The organism is Rhizobacter fulvus (assembly GCF_964020785.1).
This window is the reverse complement of the sequence record NZ_OZ224516.1, coordinates 1,591,066-1,609,960: the sequence shown is the minus strand read 5'-3', so window position 1 is coordinate 1,609,960 and position 18,895 is coordinate 1,591,066. Positions and strand designations below refer to the sequence as shown.

Genomic DNA, 18,895 nt, shown 5'->3' with positions numbered 1-18,895 from the left:
CAACTCGCGAAAGCAATTTCGAGAGCATTGAAGACGGCAAACGCGTAATACTCATATTGATAGACGGTCATTGACACCACGTTGAGTCTTGACCTGGCGAAAGTCGGGTCAGGGGTCAAAGTTATAGGGTCAAGTGACTAAGTGCATGTGGTGGATGCCTTGGCGATTACAGGCGACGAAGGACGTGATAGCCTGCGATAAGCTTCGGGGAGCTGGCAAATTAGCTTTGATCCGGAGATTTCCGAATGGGGAAACCCACCCTTAGGGGTATCGCATGATGAATACATAGTCATGCGAGGCGAACCGGGTGAACTGAAACATCTCAGTAGCTCGAGGAATAGACATCAACCGAGATTCCGAAAGTAGCGGCGAGCGAAATCGGAACAGCCTTGTACTCTTTAGCAATCGACATATCAGAACGGAATGGAAAGTCCGGCCATAGCGGGTGATAGCCCCGTATGAAAAATGACTTTTGTGGAACTAGGTGTACGACAAGTAGGGCGGGACACGTGACATCCTGTCTGAAGATGGGGGGACCATCCTCCAAGGCTAAATACTCGTAATCGACCGATAGTGAACTAGTACCGTGAGGGAAAGGCGAAAAGAACCCCGGGAGGGGAGTGAAATAGATCCTGAAACCGCATGCATACAAACAGTCGGAGCCTCCTTGCGGGGTGACGGCGTACCTTTTGTATAATGGGTCAGCGACTTACATTCAGTGGCAAGGTTAACCGAATAGGGAAGCCGTAGAGAAATCGAGTCCGAATAGGGCGTTCAGTCGCTGGGTGTAGACCCGAAACCAAGTGATCTATCCATGGCCAGGATGAAGGTGAGGTAACACTTACTGGAGGTCCGAACCGACTAATGTTGCAAAATTAGCGGATGAGCTGTGGATAGGGGTGAAAGGCTAAACAAACTTGGAAATAGCTGGTTCTCTCCGAAAACTATTTAGGTAGTGCCTCAAGTATTACCATCGGGGGTAGAGCACTGTTATGGCTAGGGGGTCATGGCGACTTACCAAACCATTGCAAACTCCGAATACCGATGAGTACAGCTTGGGAGACAGTGCACCGGGTGCTAACGTCCGGACACAAGAGGGAAACAACCCAGACCGCCAGCTAAGGTCCCCAAAATTGGCTAAGTGGGAAACGAAGTGGGAAGGCTAAAACAGTCAGGATGTTGGCTTAGAAGCAGCCATCATTTAAAGAAAGCGTAATAGCTCACTGATCGAGTCGTCCTGCGCGGAAGATGTAACGGGGCTAAGCCAGTTACCGAAGCTGCGGATGTGCGCGCAAGCGTACGTGGTAGGAGAGCGTTCTGTAGGCCTGTGAAGGTGGCTTGTGAAGGCTGCTGGAGGTATCAGAAGTGCGAATGCTGACATGAGTAGCGTTAAAGGGGGTGAAAAGCCCCCTCGCCGAAAGCGCAAGGTTTCCTACGCAACGTTCATCGGCGTAGGGTGAGTCGGCCCCTAAGGCGAGGCAGAGATGCGTAGCTGATGGGAAACAGGTCAATATTCCTGTACCGATATGTAGTGCGATGTGGGGACGGAGAAGGTTAACTCAGCCGGGTGTTGGATGTCCCGGTTCAAGCGTGTAGTCATACCCTTTAGGCAAATCCGGAGGGTTTAGATGAGGCGTGATAACGAGGAGGCTTGCCTCTGAAGTGAGTGATACCCTGCTTCCAGGAAAAGCCACTAAGCTTCAGCTACATACGACCGTACCGCAAACCGACACTGGTGCGCGAGATGAGTATTCTAAGGCGCTTGAGAGAACTCTGGAGAAGGAACTCGGCAAATTGACACCGTAACTTCGGAAGAAGGTGTGCCTTTAGTAGGTGATCCATTTACTTGGTGAGCCCAATGAGGCCGCAGAGAATCGGTGGCTGCAACTGTTTATTAAAAACACAGCACTCTGCAAAGACGAAAGTCGACGTATAGGGTGTGACGCCTGCCCGGTGCTGGAAGATTAAATGATGGGGTGCAAGCTCTTGACTGAAGTCCCAGTAAACGGCGGCCGTAACTATAACGGTCCTAAGGTAGCGAAATTCCTTGTCGGGTAAGTTCCGACCTGCACGAATGGCGTAATGATGGCCACACTGTCTCCTCCAGAGACTCAGCGAAGTTGAAATGTTTGTGATGATGCAATCTCCCCGCGGAAAGACGGAAAGACCCCATGAACCTTTACTGTAGCTTTACATTGGACTTTGAACAGATCTGTGTAGGATAGGTGGGAGGCTTTGAAGCGGTGCCGCTAGGTGTCGTGGAGCCAACGTTGAAATACCACCCTGGTGTGTTTGAGGTTCTAACCTTGGCCCGTTATCCGGGTTGGGGACAGTGTATGGTGGGCAGTTTGACTGGGGCGGTCTCCTCCCAAAGCGTAACGGAGGAGTTCGAAGGTACGCTAGCCACGGTCGGAAATCGTGGTGATAGTGCATTGGCATAAGCGTGCTTGACTGCGAGACTGACAAGTCGAGCAGGTACGAAAGTAGGACAAAGTGATCCGGTGGTTCTGTATGGAAGGGCCATCGCTCAACGGATAAAAGGTACTCTGGGGATAACAGGCTGATACCGCCCAAGAGTTCATATCGACGGCGGTGTTTGGCACCTCGATGTCGGCTCATCTCATCCTGGGGCTGTAGCCGGTCCCAAGGGTATGGCTGTTCGCCATTTAAAGAGGTACGTGAGCTGGGTTTAAAACGTCGTGAGACAGTTTGGTCCCTATCTTCCGTGGGCGCTGCAAGATTGAGAGAGCCTGCTCCTAGTACGAGAGGACCGGAGTGGACGCACCTCTGGTGTATCGGTTGTCACGCCAGTGGCATTGCCGAGTAGCTAAGTGCGGAAGAGATAACCGCTGAAAGCATCTAAGCGGGAAACTCGTCTCAAGATGAGTCTTGCCGGGGCCTTGAGCCCCCTGAAGGGTCGTTCGAGACCAGGACGTTGATAGGCTGGGTGTGGAAGCGCAGTAATGCGTTAAGCTAACCAGTACTAATTGCCCGTGAGGCTTGACCCTATAACTTTGACTTGACCGTCAAATAGGGGTTTTACGCTGTACCGTTCTTCGATTGAATTCGGTGCGCAATCAAAAATTCTGATTCCCAGTTGTGATGATCACAGCCGGGCGACTCTGCGAATTGGCCGTCTTGCGCTTTGTATGAGCGCCAAGATGGTGACCGGTTAAGCCTGATGACCATAGCGAGGTGGTCCCACTCCTTCCCATCCCGAACAGGACAGTGAAACGCCTCAGCGCCGATGATAGTGCGGGTTCCCGTGTGAAAGTAGGACATTGTCAGGCTACTATTAGAAAAGCCCTCGTCGAAAGACGAGGGCTTTTTGCTTTTGTGCCCCGGTAGTTCAGTTGGCGACTAGTCGTCGTGAATATGATTTCCGTTGATGCGAATGGCAGAAGAAGCTGCGAGTTCGCTGATCAGTGCACTTGACCATTCGAGAAACGGCATCTCGGCAAAATGTCGCTCGTGCGTCAGGCGCATGAATCTCGTCTCGAGCATCCACTGGATAAGTTGGTCGCGTTCAGCTTCCCTGACTTCAAGCATGTGAAACTTGATCAGGACTTTCGCGGCGTGCCGCGAATGCCTTGCGGGATCGGAAAGAAAGCCATTCAACCGCTGGTGCGCCCGACCCAGCGCGGCCGCCATGCCTTGGAACGGGGAGCCGTGACCCGGGATGACCCAATCGACGTCGAGTCCTGCCAGGCGATCTAGCGTTTGTCGCACGGTCTCGAACGCCGTGATCCCTTCGATCTCCGGAAACACGACGCCAAAGCCGTTCTGCCACAGCGCGTCGGCAGAAATCAGCAGCTTCATGTCAGGTTGGTACAGCACCACCGACGCGGGATCGTGGCCTGGTGCGGCGATCACCCTCCAGGGATAAGGACCGAGGCGGATCTCGTCGCCATCGCGGATCGCCCCCATCCTGCTGAACCTCGGACATGTCTGGCCAGTGTCGCGATAGGTCAACGCTGCTTCGTCCCATCGATCGACCTTGTCCACCTCGCCGCTCGGCACGTCGATCGCGCAATCGAACTCGCCCTGCAGGGCCGCGTTGCCACCGCAATGATCCGAGTGCAGGTGGGTGTTCACGACGCGGGCCAAGGGTCGATCCTCGAGGGCTGCTCTGACCAGTGCGACCGTCTGTGCGGCGTGGGTCACATAGCCGGTATCGACAAGTACGGGCTCCTGCGTCGAGCCACCCGGGAACAGGACATTGTTGGAGGACAGCCAACCGCGCTCGAATACGCGTAACCCGGCGCGAGCGAAGACCTCATTCATCGGGCGGTGTGCGAGACATCGGAGTACATGCGATGCATCGTATCGCTATCGGCGCCCGTGCCGTTCAAGGAAGACGCGCCAACGCGTCGGTCATGCCGGCACCTTCGGAGCTGGTCGCGGATGCGGCAAACAGCGCCGAAGCGAGCGCCCGCTCGCGGGTTCGGACAATGGATATGAAGTCTTGTGCACCCTGCATCGCGCGAAAAGTGTCGAACCCCGTCTCGAGAAAATGCTGGAGCTCGGCCAGGCCAGCGGCGCGCGCCGGGCCGCGCATCAGCCGCAGGCTGTTTCGCAGCAAAGGGCGACGCGTGAAGCGATCCAATCGCTCGGCCACGTCAAGTGTCAGCGCGATCTGCCGCTCGCGCGCCTCGGGGTGCGCTGTCTGCTGCCAGGCTCGGACATACGACGCGCCGTTGACATCCACGCCTTCGTCGACATGCTCGCCCATGCGCGTGTCGAGGCTCTCCGACAGCGCATGCAGTTCGGCCAGCGTGGCCACGGTCGAGACGATCTCCCTGGGGAACAACTTCACCAGCGCCGGTACGACGCGTGCGAACTGAGCGTCGCGGCGGGTGAAGTCACTCGGCCCGTACAACTCGTCGAGAAAAAATCTGGACGCGGCGCCGTACCGGGCGCTGTTCAGCAGGTCGGCGTAGGTGTGCGAGAAACGGCGCTGTTGATAGGCCTTCACCAGAACCACGCGATCGTGCAAGCCCGGCGCCGTCGATCGCTTTCGACGTTCAGCCTCCACTTCGTGCAGGTGAGCAAGGATGGTGGCCGCCGAGTTGGTCATGCGCGATGGGATTCTCACTGGGGAGAGGCGTCTACTGTACCGAGCCTGCCTATGCCCGACCGACGCTAGCATGCCCAATGCTCGCGCGTCTGCAGAAACTCATCACCGCGGGCCTGTTCGGGGCCGCTCTCGGCTGGGCCGTGTTTTGGGCCAGGGCGGGTCACCCGGGGTGGGCCGCCGGCGGTGCCTTGGCCATCGTGCTCGGGTACGCGCTGTTCCTGGCCGCCGAGTTCGCGATGCTGTACGTCGTCCAGCACGCCGAGGCAGCGCCGCGCGCCGCCTTGCGCGAGGTCTGGCGGGCCTGGTGCGGCGAGGTGGTGACGGCGCCGCGCGTGTTCCTGTGGCGCCAGCCGTTCCGATCGCGCGCCGAGCCTGATCACCTGCCGCCGGGCACGGGTCGCCGCGGCCTGGTCCTGGTGCACGGCTTCTTCTGCAATCGCGGCCTCTGGAATCCTTGGATGCGGGCGCTGCGGGCACGAGGCATCCCTTTCGTCGCGGTCAACCTCGAGCCGGTGTTCGGCTCGATCGAGCACTATGCCGACATCATCGAGGCGGCGGTCGCTCGCGTCGAGGCGACGACCGGGCGACCGCCGGTGGTGGTCGGCCACAGCATGGGGGGCGTCGCGATCCGGGCCTGGCTGGCGCGCTTCAACGCAGACACACGCGTGCACCACGTCGTCACGATCGGCACGCCGCACCATGGGACCTGGCTGGCGCGCTTCGGGCACACCACCAACGGGCGGGAGATGCGCCACCGCGGCGCCTGGATTGTCGACCTCGCGTCGCGCGAGCCGGCGGAGCGCTACGCAAAGTTCACCTGCTATTTCGGCAACTGCGACAACATCGTGTTCCCGTCATCCGCCGCCGTGCTCACCGGCGCCGAGAACGTGCACGTCCCGGCCACGGCGCATGTCCAGATGGCCTTCAGCCCCGTGGTCTTCGCGGGCGCGTTGCGCTGGTTGGGCTGAGCGGGAGGCGCTCGTCAGGTGACGCTCAGCGCAGCCGTTTGTCGACGGTGCACGGGTAATCGCCGGTCGCGAGCGCCGACTCCGCGCCGGCCGCCTGCGCGTAGATGCCCGCCGCGCTGGCCAGAATCGTCATCGTCAAGACGCCGCGCGCAAGAACCTGAACCATTCGAGCTCCGGTGGGCGATCGATTAACGGGGCGATGCCGGCTCGTCCTTCAGCACCCCGCGCCGCACCTGGTCGAGCTCGATGCTCTCGAACAACGCGCGAAAGTTGCCTTCGCCGAACCCCTGGTCGCCCTTGCGCTGGATGATCTCAAAGAAGATCGGCCCGATGACGGTCTGCGTGAAGATTTGCAGCAGCAGCTCGTTGGGTGCGCCCAGGTGCGTCGCGCCGTCGATCAGGATGCGCAGCCGTTTCAGTTCGTCCAGGTTCTCGCCGTGGTGGGGCAAGCGGCGCTCTATCAGGTCGTAGTAGGTCGCGATCGTGTCCTGGAAGGCGACGCCTTGCCGCTTCATGCCGTCGACGGTCGCGTAGATGTCGTCCGTGCCCATTGCGATGTGCTGGATGCCTTCGCCGTGGTACAGGTCGAGGTACTCGGCGATCTGGCTCTTGTCGTCCGAGCTCTCGTTGATCGGGATGCGGATCTTCCCGCACGGGCTCGTCATCGCTTTGCTCTTCAGGCCGGTCAGCTTGCCCTCGATGTCGAAGTAGCGCACTTCGCGGAAGTTGAACAGGCGCTCGTAGAAGTCGGCCCACTCCTTCATGCGGCCGCGATGGACGTTGTGGGTGAGGTGGTCGATGTAGGTCAGTCCGCAACCTGGCGGATTGGCCTGGGCGCCCTCGATCGGCACGAAATCGACGTCGTAGATGCTGATGTTGCCGATCGCGCCGGGCGCCGCACCGTCCTTCCCATGCCAGCGGTCGACGAAGTAGATCAGGCTGTCGCCGATGCCCTTGATCGCCGGGATGTTGAGCTCCATCGGCCCGGTGTGGTTGTCGAAGCCCCACGCGCCGAGCTCGAGCGCACGCTCGTAGGCCTGCTTGGCGTCCTTCACGCGGAACGCCATCGCGCACACGCTCGGCCCGTGCTGGCGCGCGAAGCGCTGCGCGAACGAGTTCGGCTCGGCGTTGATGATGAAGTTGACCTCGCCCTGGCGGTACAGCGTGACCTTTTTGGTCCGGTGCTTCGCGATCGCGGTGAACCCCATTGTCACGAAAAGCTCGCCGAGCGCGACCGGATCCGGCGCGGCGTACTCGACGAACTCGAATCCGTCGGTTCCCATCGGGTTGTCCCAGGGCGTGAATTGCATGATCTGTCCCGTCGCGTGGTCGATGCAGGACTGTAGGTTCGGCCGGCCGCAGCTTTTCTGCAAGTTTCCGCCTCGATCGCGGCGGCCGCGCATGAAACATGCAAAATGTTGAGCATGGAAACCGGAGAACAGCTGGATGCGATCGATCGACGCATCCTTCGGGCGCTGCAGGCGGACGGGCGCATGATCTACGACGCGCTGGCTGCGCAGGTCAGCCTGTCCCCTTCGGCGACCCTGCGGCGGGTCAAGCGGCTGGAGGAGTCGGGGGTGATCGCCGGGTATGTGGCGCTCGTCTCGCCCGAGCGCGTCGGTCTTAGCCTCACGGCCTACCTGAACGTGCGGCTCGAAAAACATGCCGAGATCCACAAGCGCACGCCGATGGACCTGTTCCGTGCGTCGGTCCAAGCGTGGCCCGAGGTCGTCGAATGCGCGGCGCTGACCGGCGAGATGGACTTCCTGCTGCGCGTCGTCGTCCAGGACATGGCGCACTATTCGCGCTTCATCATGGACACGCTGCTCAAGCACCCGAGCGTGCAGGATTGCAAGACCAGCTTCGTCCTCGATCGCGTCAAGAACACGACCGCCATGCCGGTCTGAGGGCCGGCCGGGCGGCCGGCCCTGCGCTTCAGCGGTCCGACTCGGCCAGCCCGCGGTAGACCAACGCGCCCAGCACCGCGCCCACGATCGGCGCGATCCAGAAGAGCCACAACTGCGCGATCGCCCAGTCGCCGACGAACAGCGCGACGCCAGTGCTGCGAGCCGGGTTGACCGAGGTGTTGGTCACCGGGATGCTGATCAGGTGGACCAGCGTCAAGCCCAGACCGATCGCCAGCGGCGCGAAGCCGGCCGGCGCGCGCCTGTCGGTCGCGCCCATGATGACGATCAGGAACATCATCGTCATCACGACCTCGCAGACCAGTGCCGCGACCAGCGAATACTTGCCGGGCGAGTGCTCGCCGAAGCCGTTCGACGCGAAGCCGCCGGCGGTGCTGAAGTCGGCCTTCCCGCTGGCGATCAGGTACAGCACGCCGCCGGCGACGGCTGCCCCGAGCACCTGGGCGACGATGTAGGGAAGCAACTTGCTGCCTTCGAAGCGGCCGCCGGCCCACAGGCCGATCGACACCGCCGGGTTGAGGTGGCAACCGGAGATGTGGCCGATGGCATAGGCCATCGTCAGTACCGTCAAGCCGAAGGCGAGCGCGACGCCCGCAAAGCCGATGCCGAACCCGGGAAACGCCGCGGCCAACACCGCGCTGCCGCAGCCTCCGAGCACCAGCCAGAAGGTTCCAAAAAACTCCGCGCCATAGGCCTTCATCGTCACACTCCTCGTTGGTTGATTTAGGCGGCGGACTCTGCCACCGGGCCGGGCGGCGAACCAGCGCTTGTCAACGAAGGAGTGCGATCTTCAGCGTCGGAGGGACGTAAAAGCGACAGCGGATCGCGCACGCGTGCGCGAATGCCGCGGCGAGATTCAGATTTCGCGGACGAACTCCATGGCTGCCGCCGGTGACAGGTTCAGCAGGTCGGCGATGTCGTCCACATCGTCCGGAATCGCCGCGTTGTCCCAACCGCTTGCGGTGTGTCGCGCAAGCCGCAGCGCCAGCGCGACGCTGCGCACGCTGGGCGTGTCCGCGTGACGGTCGTCGTTGATGCGGATCAGCAATTCCGGTAGTCGCCATGCCTTCATCAGCGCCTGCTGGAGATCGGCAAGCTCGATGTTCAGCAGAGCGTGCTGTGCCACGCTGGAGCGCAGCGTCGAATCGGCCCGCTGCGCGTCCCGGATCTGCAGCGCCAATGCCGGAGCGTGGCACCACAACAGCATCTCGGCGAAGTCGTGCAGCAGCGCCGCGGCATGGATGACCGCGGCGTCGTGGTCCATGCGGTGCACGGCGAAGCCGAGCGCGAAATTCGCGCCGCGGTGCGCGCGCCGAATCGTGTCCGTCAGGCCGTCCAGCGCCAACGGGACATGGGCGAGGCGGTCTTCGACCGTGGGCTGCGGACCGAACGCCCGGAAGAACGGCGAGATGCCCATCATCACCAGTGCCGAGGTGACCGTCTCGACATCGGTCACGACGCGTTCGCTGCGGTTCGTCGCCACATGCGCGAGGACCTTCAAGGTCATCAACGGGTCGTTCGAAATCATCTCGCCGGTGCTGTTCGCGTCGACATCGTCCTCGTTCGCGCGTAATGCTTCCAGCGCGTTGGCCGTCTGCGCGAGCACCGGAATCTCGGCGGCGCGGAAGTGCGCCGTCCAGGCGGCCAGATCGGGCAGCGCCCGGGTCAGCTGGCCGTGCGGAAAGTGGGAGTCCGGCATGGATGTGGTCGAGTGGCGTTGACTCTCATATCGGAACGCACAGCCCTTGCTTGAGGCGACCCGTCAGACCTTGAGCATGTGCCCTTCGGCGGGATTGGTGCGGCCCTCCAGCAAGGCGGCATACACCGCTTCGATTGCCGCGCGGCCCTCGCCGCGCACGACATGCAGCCAGGGTGGCTGCGCGCTCGTGACCGGCTGCATGAAGGCCGACCACGCGGCGCCCAGCCGCTGCTGCAGCCCGGCAGGGCCCCAGTCGGCGTTGCGCTTCTTGACCTGCGCCGGTGCGAAGAACAAGGTCGGTCGAGGCCCCGGCAGGCCCTTGCCGCTGCCGAGCTCATCCCAGTGCGTGCCGCCGACCGAGCAGCTGTATGCGAGCGCGCCGGCGAGGTGCGTGTGGATGGCGCTGCGCAAGCCGACGCTGCCGCTGAAATCGACGTAGACCGACGGGACCTCGGACGCCAGCGATGTCACCTCGTCGTAGGTCAGAACGTCGTCGTAGCAGCCCAGCGCGCGCGTGAACGCCAAGTTCGCCGGTGAGGTGAGCCCGATCACGCGCACCGCGCCCGCGCGCCGTGCCACACAGGAAGCCGTGCCGTACGCTGTCTTGCTCGATGCGCTGGACAGGATCACGTTGCGGGCGCCGAAGAATGCGTTGTCAGCCAGGAAGTCGTCGATCAGGAACGAGGTCGTGAACAGCGGCCGGAACAACGCCTGCTCGGCCTCGTGTGCCGCGCTGTACGCCGGATCGGCACTGCAGCGCAGATAGTGGTTGTAGACCGCGTGCAATTCGCGCCGATGCGTTGCGCCGTCGAAGAAGCCGGCGTCGCCGACCCGCGCCGGCTGCAGCACGACGTTGTCCGCAATCGGCCAGTAACCGTAGAAGCGTTCGCCGACCGCGACGCCGTCGCAGCGCGACTCGGCCACATCGGCGAAGCCCCAGACCGGGATGCAGCCGGTCGCCGCGTCGCCGGTCGGGAAGAACCCCCAGTAGTTCATCGCGTCGCCGAAGGCCGCATAGGTGATGTTGTTCGCAGTCAGCGCGAAGCCGTCGATCGCGAAGCGGACCTCGCCTTCCTGCAAGGGGGCGGGTTCGCGCTGTGTCCAGCGTGACTGCGCGAGCTTCTGGCGCTCGACGACGAAGGTGGTGGTCATCTGCGGGGTCTCCGGTGGACGCGGTCGTGTGCCGCACGCCTTCTTGCGTTGGTCTTAGCATGCAGTATCGCGTCTCCGGAGATTCCATGAACAGCGTCGTCCTGCCTGACGGAAGCGCCTGGCCCGCGCTCGGCCTTGGCACGTGGCACATGGGCGAGTCGGCGCGCACGCGCGCCGCCGAGATCGCCGCCGTGCGACTGGCGCTCGAGATCGGCTACCGCGTGATCGACACCGCCGAGATGTATGGCGACGGCGGCGCCGAGGACGTCGTGGGAGAAGGCGTGGCCGAGGCGCTGCGCACCGGCGGTGTCGCGCGCGACGAGTTGTTCATCGTCAGCAAGGTCTATCCGCACAACGCCAGCCGAGCCGGCGTCGCGGCAGCTTGCGAGCGCAGCCGGCGCCGATTGCGACTGGACCGGATCGACCTGTATCTGCTGCACTGGCCCGGGCCTCATCCACTGAACGAGACCGTCGCGGGCTTCCAGGCGCTGCAGGTGGACGGCCACATCCGGCACTGGGGCGTCAGCAACTTCGACACTTCGGAGATGCAGGCGCTGGCCGCGGTGCCCGGGGGCGCGACGTGCAGCGCGAATCAGGTCTATCACTCGCTGACCGAGCGTGGGGCCGAGTTCGATCTTCTGCCTTGGCTGCGCGAGCGCTCGATGCCGATGATGGCCTACTGCCCGCTGGACCAGGGCGGCCTGGTCGACGAGCGGGTGTTGCGCGAGGTCGGTGAGCGGTACGGTGCCACGCCCTCCCAGGTGGCGCTGGCCTGGTCGATGGGAAGGACCGGCGTGATGGCCATTCCCAAGGCGGTGCGCGAGGCGCACCTGCGCGAGAACTTCGCGTCGGCGTCGCTCGTGTTGACGGCAGACGATCTCGCGACGATCGAGCGCCGCTTCCCGATGCCGCGCCGCAAGCAGCCGTTGGCGATGCGCTGAGCGCCAGGACGGCGGGCGGCGCACCGGTGCCGGTGCGCCGCCCGCCGTCGGGTCACAGACGTTGCACGCCGCTCACGAAGCCGACGAGCTTGCCGTCCACGTAGAGCGCCCCCTCGGGCGCGCCCGCTTCGGCGTAGAACTCGAGCTGCGGGGCGGGTCGCGCGACGCGGCCCGCCGGAACGGCCAACCGGCGCGAGAGCCGCGCGAGGGCCGCGCTGGCGCCCCGCAGGCCGATCGCCACGAGGCGGACCGCTGCTTCGCGGGCGGGGCGGGGCGCTTCGAGGGCGCCGGCGCGGAGGTATTTCAGGCTCGACATGGTGATGTCCTTCAGGGCTTGCGCGGGTCGGCCGCGCAGGGGTCACGGGCTGTGCTGTTTCATTTGGTCCAGTTCGCGCTTCAGCGACCGGCCACCTTGCTGGCGCATCGAGCGGCCACCGGGTTGGTGGCTGCCGGCACGGCGGAATCGGGCGTGCGCGATCAGCGGGTTGCGGGGCTTGCGAGCGGTGACGTTGATCTTCATGAGGTTCTCCTGGTGAATTGCCGCATGACGGCCGGAAAGCAAAACGGCCCGGGGCGTGGAACGCAACCCGGGCCGTCGACGCTGCAGCGTCGGAAGCGACGTCTCAGCGTGGTGGCGGACCAGGCGGCGCGCGGTGCGCTCCGATGACCGACTGCGAATTCATCGACGACGCGCCCATCCCTGGCGCGCGGCGCAGGGGCCTGGAGACGGTCGATGCATTGATGAAGGTCATGAACTTCGAATGGGGTGGATCGATGGGTGTCGTCGGCAGCGGCTCGTGTCGACTTGCGCAAATGATAAACGTTTGATTATCTTGCGCAAGGGGTGTTGCGCAGATTTTTCAACGGGTGTCGCGCGCCTGCCGCGCGGCGGCGCCTCAGCGCTTGGACTTCAGCGGCTTGACCGCCGCCTGAGTCTTGCTCCACAGGTCGAGGCCGTCGTCCGGCGGCGGCGCGGGCTGGGCGGCGGTCGCAGGCTTCGCCGGTGCCGTCGACGTGAGCACCTCGCCGAGCAGGTCGAGCAACCGCGTTCGCGCGCGCTGCGGGTGGCGCCGGTAGTAGGTCAGCACGAGGCCGACGATGAAGCGCTCGTCGTCGTCCTGCGGCACGTTGTGCTCGGCGTCGCGGTTCGCGATGGAAGGCGCCGCCGCCACGGGGACGGTGCGGGCGCCGACCTGCGGCGCGTTCGCCCACTCGTGCGCGCTGTGGCGTTCGTCCATCCAGCCCGGCGGCTTCTTGCACAGCTGCTCGAACTGCCGCGCCAGCCGCTCGCCGATCTGGCGCGAGCGCCCCTTGATCTGGCTCCAGTAGCTCGGCTGAATCTGCAGCCGCTCGGCGAAGCGGCCTTCGAGGCCGCGCAACGTCGCCGCGTCGGCATGCTTGACGGTCGCGTGCACGAACTCGTCGAAGAGGATCAGGGCGTTCGCGAGGCGAATCTGGGCGACATCGCGCGGGCCGGAATTCATGTGTCAGATGATAAAGCGCCGTTGACCACCTCCGAGGCCGGGGTCCCTCGGCCCTTCGGGGAGAATCCGCGCTCTGTCTTTCCCTCCAGGACGCGCTCGATGACCACGCTCGGAACCCCGCTCTCACCCCACGCCACCAAGGTCATGCTGCTCGGCAGCGGCGAACTCGGCAAGGAGGTGCTGATTGCACTCCAGCGGCTGGGCGTCGAGACGATCGCCGTCGACCGCTACCCCAACGCGCCGGGCCAGCAGGTGGCGCATCACGCGCGGACGATCACGATGAGCGATCCGGCGCAGTTGAAGGCGTTGATCGAGGCCGAGCGCCCGCTGCTCGTGGTGCCCGAGATCGAAGCCATCGCCACGCCGATGCTCGAGGAACTCGAGGCCGCCGGGGTCGTGCGCGTGATCCCGACGGCGCGGGCCGCGCGGCTGACCATGGACCGCGAGGGCATCCGTCGCCTCGCTTCGGAGACACTGGGGCTGCCGACCAGCCCGTACCGCTTCTGCGATTCGATGGCCGAGTTGCAGGCGGCCATCGATGAGGGCATCGGCTATCCGTGCATCGTCAAGCCGGTGATGAGCAGTTCGGGAAAGGGCCAGAGCCGGCTCGACGGACCGGTCGACGTCGCCAAGGCGTGGGACTACGCGATGGCCGGTGGCCGCGTCAGCCGCGGTCGGGTGATCGTCGAAGGCTTCATCGACTTCGACTACGAGATCACGCTGCTGACGGTGCGCGCGCTCGGTGCCGACGGTCGAGTCGAGACGCAGTTCTGCGCGCCGATCGGCCACGTCCAGGTGGCCGGCGACTACGTCGAGAGCTGGCAGCCGCATCCGATGAACGCCGCCGCGCTCGAGCGTGCCCAGGCGATCGCGCGGGCCGTGACCGACGACCTGGGCGGGCAGGGCCTGTTCGGGGCCGAATTGTTCGTGAAGGGCGACGAGGTCTGGTTCAGCGAGGTCTCGCCGCGCCCGCACGACACCGGCATGGTGACGATGATCACGCAATGGCAGAACGAGTTCGAGCTGCATGCCCGCGCGATCCTCGGGCTGCCGGTCGACACCGCGTTGAAGAGCCCAGGCGCGAGCGCCGTGATCTATGGCGGCGTCGACGCCCAAGGGCTGGTGTTCGACGGCATTGACGCCGCGCTGCGCATCCCGAACAGCGAGCTGCGCCTGTTCGGCAAGCCCGAGAGCTTCGCGAAGCGCCGCATGGGCGTCGCGCTGGTGCACGACGCCGATGTCGAGCTGGCGCGGCAGCGCGCGAAGCAGGCGGCCGCATGCGTGAAGCCGCGCGTGCCCTGAGCGGTTCTGCCGGCCTTTGATGCGCCTCGACAACTTGGGTGCGGCTTCGCACCGGTAGAAAGTCGCGCCAACGGCGCGCACTTCGCCGCCGCCCGCAAGACCGGGCACGGCTCGCTACGCTGCCGGGTTCGGTGGGTTCGGCACGCAGGTGCGCGGCCGCGGGACCGGGGAGGCGACATGACGGTGCAGGATGGTGGGCTTTGGATCGGGCTGGGGCTCGCATTGGGCGCGATCGCGGGGAGCTGGGTGACGCTCTGGACCGTCGGCGTCCGCCACGCCGCCGCGGTGCGGCGCCTGCGCGACGACTTCCAGCGTCGGTCGGACACGTCGGCCAACCAGTTTCGCATCGTCCAGCTGCGGTCGCAGACCGAACTCGAACAACTGCGCCAAGGCTTCCAGCGCCAATTGGCCAGCGCCAGCGACGAGCCGCGTGCGGCCCTTGCGCGCGCCGAAGCGCGCCTGCGCGCCGCCTACGACGAGATCGACCGGCTCCGCCGCGCCCAGGCCCACGAGACGACGGTCCCGGCCGGCCTCGGCGACGGCTTCGCCGCGACGCGTCCGATGGTCGAGGGGATGTAGCGCCGACGCGGCGCGCTCAATCCTCGTCCTTGGCCTGATAGCGGCTCGTCAGGGCCGCCTGCGCCGACGGCGGCACCGGCTCGTAGTGGCTCATCTCGAGCGTGTACCGGCCCTGGCCGCCCGTCATGCCGTTCAGCCGGGCCTGGTAGTTGGTGAGCTCCGACAAAGGCGCCTGCCCGCTGACGACGATCGCGCCGCCGGCGAGCGACTGCGTCGCGCTGACCTGGCCGCGCTTGGCGGACAGGTCGCCCGTCACGTCGCCCATGCTGTGTTCGGGCGCGGTGATCTCGACCTTGACGATGGGCTCCAGCACGATCGGGCTGGCCTTCTTCACCGCGTCGATGAACGCCTTGCGGCCGGCGGTGGCGAACGCGATGTCCTTGGAGTCGACCGAATGCGACTTGCCGTCGTAGACGATCACCCGCACGTCGCGCAGCGGATGGCCGGCGATCACGCCGGTGTCGAGCACCGAGCGCACGCCTTTTTCGACGGCCGGGATGAACTGCGTCGGGATCGTGCCGCCCTTGACCTGGTCGACGAACTCGAACCCGGCGCCGCGCTCCAGCGGTTCGATGCGCAGGAACACCTCGCCGAACTGGCCGGCGCCGCCGCTCTGCTTCTTGTGGCGGTGGTGGCCCTCGGCCGGCAAGGTCACCGTCTCGCGGTAGGCGATGCGTGGCGGCCGGGTCACGACCTCGCACTTGTAGACCTCGGTCATCCGCTCGAGCAACGTGCGCAGGTGCAGCTCGCCGAGGCCATAGACGACGGTCTCGTTGGTCGTGGCGACGTGCTCGACCTTCAGGCACGGGTCCTCGTCGACCAGCTTCTGCAGGATCTCCCACATGCGCTGCTCGTCGCCGCGGCGCTTCGGCTCGATCGCCAGGCCGTGCACCGGCACCGGGAACGGCAGCGGGCGCAGGTGCAGGTGGTCGTCCTCGGCGGCGTCGTGCAGCACCGCGTCGAAATGCATCTCGTCGACCTTGGCCACGGCGCAGATGTCGCCCGGCACGCCGCGCGCCACCTCGACGTGATCCTTGCCCTGCAGCATGAACAGGTGGCCGACCTTGAACGGCTTGCGGCCGTCGCCGATGTAGAGCTGGCTGTCCTTCGTGACCGTGCCCTGGTGGATCCGGAAGACGCCCATCTTGCCGACGTACGGGTCGACCGTGACCTTGAAGACGTGCGCGATCACGTGCTGATCCGGGTCGGTCTGCGCGTGCAGTTCGGTCGCGTCGGCCCCTTCGCCCTTCAGGAATTGCGGCGGGTTGCCCTCGGCCGGGTTCGGCAGCAGCGCCTCGATCACGTCGAGCAGCTCGGCCACGCCGGCCCCGTTGCGGGCCGAGACGAAGCAGATCGGGATCAGGTGACCCTGGCGAAGGGCCTCTTCGAGCGGCGCGTGGAGCTCGCGCGGATCGACGTCGCCGTCCTCGAGGTAGCGCTCGACGAACGCCGGGTCGACCTCGACCACCTGTTCCACGAGCGCCCGGTGCGCCGCTTCGACGCTCGAGAAATCGGCCTCGCCCGAGGGGTTGAAGAAGCAGTCGACGACCTTCGTGCCGCCTGCGGCCGGCAGGTTCAGCGGCAGGCATTCCTTGCCGAAGGCCGCCTGGATCTGCTCGACCAGTGCCGCCAGGTCCACGCCTGCCGTGTCGATCTTGTTGACGATCACCATCCGGCACAGGCGCCGGCCGGCTGCCCACTCCATCATGCGGGCGCTCATCACCTCGATGCCGGTGGCGGCGTTGATCACGATGGCGGCGGTGTCGACGGCTTCGAGCGCGGTCATCGACTGGCCGATGAAGTCGGCATACCCGGGCGTGTCGATCAGGTGCACGCGCGTGCCGCGGTGCGTCAAATGCAGCACCGAGGCGTTCAGCGAGTGCTGCGCGCGCCGCTCCATCGGGTCGAAGTCGCTGACGGTGCTGCCGCGCTCCAGGCTGCCGATGGCGCCGATCGATCCGGCCTGGCACAACAGCGCCTCCGCCAGGCTGGTCTTGCCACCGCCCGTCTGGCCGACGAGCGCGAGGGTCCGGATCGCCTGGATCGCGGGGCTGGGGCTGGTTGTCGGCATGGCGCGCTCCTGGGGGAAGGGCGGCGCTCGCGGTCCGATCGCATCGCGTGCCCCGGGCTGGGCTTGCTGGTGTGACAAACAGCCTAAGGGATCGCACCGCGCGAGGCAATCCGGGCTGTCCTCGGCGCCAGGCATCGCCCGCTGGCTAAAATCTTGAGTTTACATTCGGTAACTGGTACGTCATGGCCCTTTCGATCGCGCTGCCGACCCGACGTGCCCTGCCAGCGCGGGAAGTGACCCCGCACCAGGCGCTCCTCTTCGCGCTCGGCATGGTGGTGGTGTGGGCCGTGTGGGCCGGCTACTTCAACACGGCCCAGTTCGGCGACAACATCGAGCAGTTCAACTGGGCGCAGAGCCTCGAGCTCGGCTATCACAAGCACCCGCCACTGCCGTCCTGGGCATTGGGGTCGGTCATCAGGCTGTTCGGGGCGTCGGTCTACTGGGCCTATCTGCTGGCCACGCTGTGCCTGCTCGGCACGGCGCTGCTCACGTGGCAGATCGGGCGCGAACTCGTCGGCGAGCGCGCTGCCGCAGCGGCGATCGTGCTGTGGGGGTTGAACATGACATTCTCGCAGCGCGTGCAGCTCTACAACCACAACACCGTGCTGGTGCTGTTCATGGCTGCCAGCACCTGGTTCGCGATGCGGGCGAGCCGCGCTCGGCGCGACGCGCCGCTGTGGTGGCTGGCCACCGGGCTGGCGGCCGGCGCGGCGACGCTGTCCAAGTACCAGGCGCTGGTGCCCCTGGCCGGGCTGCTCTTCGCGCTGGTTGCCTCCGGCCGGGTGCGGCACCGGTCGCAATGGGGCGGCTTGCTGTTCGCCGTGGTCGTGATGGGGGTGGTGTGCGCGCCCCATGCGGTCTGGGTCGCCCAGCACGACTTCAGCACGCTGCGCTATGCCTCCGAGGCGATCGAAGCGGCGAGCTGGCGGCAGCGGTTCGGCTTCATGGTCTCGTTCTTCGCCAACCAGGTGCGGCTCTGGTCGCCGGCACTGCTCGCGATCGGCTTGTGCTGGGCCTGGGCGCGGCTCGCGCCGAGGGGCGACGAACGCCTGTCGCCGGCGCAGGCGCCCGCCGCCGACCTGCAGATCTGGCTGATCGGCCTGCTCTGGGCCGGCATCGTCGTGCTGATCGTGATGGCGCTCGCCGCCGGCGCAAGCCTGCGCAACCACTGGGGCGTGCAAGGACTGCAGTTCTTCTGCCTGTGGCTCGCCTGGCGCTGGCAGCGCCGCGCTGCGATCGACCTGCGCCGGCTGGTCGGCGTGGCACTGGTCATCCACGGCGCAAGCCTGGCCTGGTACGCGGCCGAGCACGAGGATCCGACGACGGTGCTGACCAGTCGCCGCATCGACACGATGTACCCCGCGCGCCGCCTGGCGCGCACGGCGGTTGCGCATTGGGCCGCGACCACCGAATGCCCGCTGCGGTACGTCGAAGGCTCGGTGTTCGACGCCGGGCTCGTGTCGCTTTACTCGGGCGGTCAGGTGATGGTGTTCGACTCCGACCGCGCCACCCCGTGGGTGCGGCCCGAAGATCTCCAGCGCGATGGCGCGCTGTTCGTGCTGGACCAAGGCGACCCGGTGCCCGACGGCGTCATCAGCGTCGTGCCGTTCGACCTGGTCCCGAACCGCCCCGATCTCGCGCACAGGGCGCTGCGGCTCGGCGTGCAGCTGCCGGCGCGGCCCTGCACCGGAGACTGA

Annotated in this window: 17 protein-coding genes and 2 rRNA genes; 9 read left to right on the top strand and 10 right to left on the bottom strand. The window is 65.2% G+C overall.

The window, feature by feature from the left end:
• Nucleotides 1-127: 127 nt before the first annotated feature.
• Together ACWH49_RS07685 and rrf are read left to right on the top strand one after the other, a co-directional pair.
• Nucleotides 128-3,008 (top strand): 23S ribosomal RNA (locus tag ACWH49_RS07685).
• 169 nt (nt 3,009-3,177) lie between these two features.
• Nucleotides 3,178-3,290: ribosomal RNA gene (rrf, locus tag ACWH49_RS07680) — 5S ribosomal RNA — on the top strand.
• 70 nt (nt 3,291-3,360) lie between these two features.
• On the opposite strand, the gene ACWH49_RS07675 is transcribed toward rrf, so the two are convergent.
• Nucleotides 3,361-4,284 carry an MBL fold metallo-hydrolase gene (locus tag ACWH49_RS07675; protein ID WP_448170920.1) on the bottom strand — a complete coding sequence of 308 codons (924 nt, stop codon included), beginning with the start codon at nt 4,282-4,284 and terminating at the stop codon, nt 3,361-3,363.
• Between the two features lie 64 nt (nt 4,285-4,348).
• Nucleotides 4,349-5,077: an FFLEELY motif protein gene (locus ACWH49_RS07670; protein WP_448170919.1), complete on the bottom strand. Its 729-nt coding sequence runs from the start codon at nt 5,075-5,077 to the stop codon at nt 4,349-4,351.
• 77 nt (nt 5,078-5,154) lie between these two features.
• Between ACWH49_RS07670 and ACWH49_RS07665 the strand changes: the two genes are divergently transcribed.
• Nucleotides 5,155-6,045 carry an esterase/lipase family protein gene (locus ACWH49_RS07665; RefSeq protein WP_448170918.1) on the top strand — a complete coding sequence of 297 codons (891 nt, stop codon included), beginning with the start codon at nt 5,155-5,157 and terminating at the stop codon, nt 6,043-6,045.
• Between the two features lie 188 nt (nt 6,046-6,233).
• On the opposite strand, the gene hppD is transcribed toward ACWH49_RS07665, so the two are convergent.
• The gene (gene hppD / locus ACWH49_RS07660) at nt 6,234-7,355 is read right to left on the bottom strand and encodes a 4-hydroxyphenylpyruvate dioxygenase (RefSeq protein ID WP_448170917.1); all 1,122 of its coding nucleotides are present in this window, start codon (nt 7,353-7,355) and stop codon (nt 6,234-6,236) included.
• Between the two features lie 114 nt (nt 7,356-7,469).
• On the opposite strand from hppD, the gene ACWH49_RS07655 reads away from it, so the two are divergent.
• Nucleotides 7,470-7,952 (top strand): Lrp/AsnC family transcriptional regulator, encoded by a 483-nt coding sequence (locus ACWH49_RS07655; RefSeq protein WP_448170916.1) that lies wholly within the window; start codon nt 7,470-7,472, stop codon nt 7,950-7,952.
• A gap of 28 nt (nt 7,953-7,980) precedes the next feature.
• On the opposite strand, the gene aqpZ is transcribed toward ACWH49_RS07655, so the two are convergent.
• The 3 genes from aqpZ to ACWH49_RS07640 form a co-directional block, all read right to left on the bottom strand.
• On the bottom strand, nt 7,981-8,670 hold the full coding sequence (aqpZ, locus tag ACWH49_RS07650) for an aquaporin Z (protein ID WP_448170915.1): 690 nt from the start codon (nt 8,668-8,670) through the stop codon (nt 7,981-7,983).
• A 156-nt stretch (nt 8,671-8,826) separates the two neighbouring features.
• On the bottom strand, nt 8,827-9,669 hold the full coding sequence (locus ACWH49_RS07645) for an HDOD domain-containing protein (protein ID WP_448170914.1): 843 nt from the start codon (nt 9,667-9,669) through the stop codon (nt 8,827-8,829).
• 63 nt (nt 9,670-9,732) lie between these two features.
• Nucleotides 9,733-10,821, bottom strand: coding sequence for a DUF2855 family protein (locus ACWH49_RS07640; protein WP_448170913.1), 1,089 nt, complete (start codon nt 10,819-10,821; stop codon nt 9,733-9,735).
• Nucleotides 10,822-10,907: 86 nt separating this feature from the next.
• Here ACWH49_RS07640 and ACWH49_RS07635 point away from each other — a divergent pair, with 86 nt between their 5' ends.
• The gene (locus tag ACWH49_RS07635; protein WP_448170912.1) at nt 10,908-11,762 is read left to right on the top strand and encodes an aldo/keto reductase; all 855 of its coding nucleotides are present in this window, start codon (nt 10,908-10,910) and stop codon (nt 11,760-11,762) included.
• Nucleotides 11,763-11,814: 52 nt separating this feature from the next.
• On the opposite strand, the gene ACWH49_RS07630 is transcribed toward ACWH49_RS07635, so the two are convergent.
• Nucleotides 11,815-12,078: a hypothetical protein gene (locus tag ACWH49_RS07630; RefSeq protein WP_157615588.1), complete on the bottom strand. Its 264-nt coding sequence runs from the start codon at nt 12,076-12,078 to the stop codon at nt 11,815-11,817.
• A gap of 42 nt (nt 12,079-12,120) precedes the next feature.
• On the bottom strand, nt 12,121-12,282 hold the full coding sequence (locus ACWH49_RS07625; RefSeq protein ID WP_157615585.1) for a hypothetical protein: 162 nt from the start codon (nt 12,280-12,282) through the stop codon (nt 12,121-12,123).
• 143 nt (nt 12,283-12,425) lie between these two features.
• Between ACWH49_RS07625 and ACWH49_RS07620 the strand changes: the two genes are divergently transcribed.
• Nucleotides 12,426-12,590, top strand: a complete 165-nt coding sequence (locus tag ACWH49_RS07620; RefSeq protein WP_448170911.1) for a hypothetical protein — start codon at nt 12,426-12,428, stop codon at nt 12,588-12,590.
• A 68-nt stretch (nt 12,591-12,658) separates the two neighbouring features.
• On the opposite strand, the gene ACWH49_RS07615 is transcribed toward ACWH49_RS07620, so the two are convergent.
• Nucleotides 12,659-13,246, bottom strand: coding sequence for a hypothetical protein (locus ACWH49_RS07615; RefSeq protein ID WP_448170910.1), 588 nt, complete (start codon nt 13,244-13,246; stop codon nt 12,659-12,661).
• Nucleotides 13,247-13,345: 99 nt separating this feature from the next.
• Between ACWH49_RS07615 and purT the strand changes: the two genes are divergently transcribed.
• Both purT and ACWH49_RS07605 read left to right on the top strand, forming a co-directional pair.
• A complete protein-coding gene (gene purT, locus ACWH49_RS07610; RefSeq protein ID WP_448170909.1) occupies nt 13,346-14,548 on the top strand; it encodes a formate-dependent phosphoribosylglycinamide formyltransferase in 1,203 nt (400 codons plus the stop codon).
• Between the two features lie 177 nt (nt 14,549-14,725).
• A complete protein-coding gene (locus tag ACWH49_RS07605) occupies nt 14,726-15,127 on the top strand; it encodes a hypothetical protein (RefSeq protein ID WP_448170908.1) in 402 nt (133 codons plus the stop codon).
• Between the two features lie 16 nt (nt 15,128-15,143).
• Here the strand turns inward: ACWH49_RS07605 and fusA are convergent, their stop codons facing one another.
• Nucleotides 15,144-17,198, bottom strand: a complete 2,055-nt coding sequence (fusA, locus tag ACWH49_RS07600) for an elongation factor G (protein ID WP_448170907.1) — start codon at nt 17,196-17,198, stop codon at nt 15,144-15,146.
• 182 nt (nt 17,199-17,380) lie between these two features.
• Here fusA and ACWH49_RS07595 point away from each other — a divergent pair, with 182 nt between their 5' ends.
• Nucleotides 17,381-18,895: a glycosyltransferase family 39 protein gene (locus ACWH49_RS07595; RefSeq protein WP_448170906.1), complete on the top strand. Its 1,515-nt coding sequence runs from the start codon at nt 17,381-17,383 to the stop codon at nt 18,893-18,895.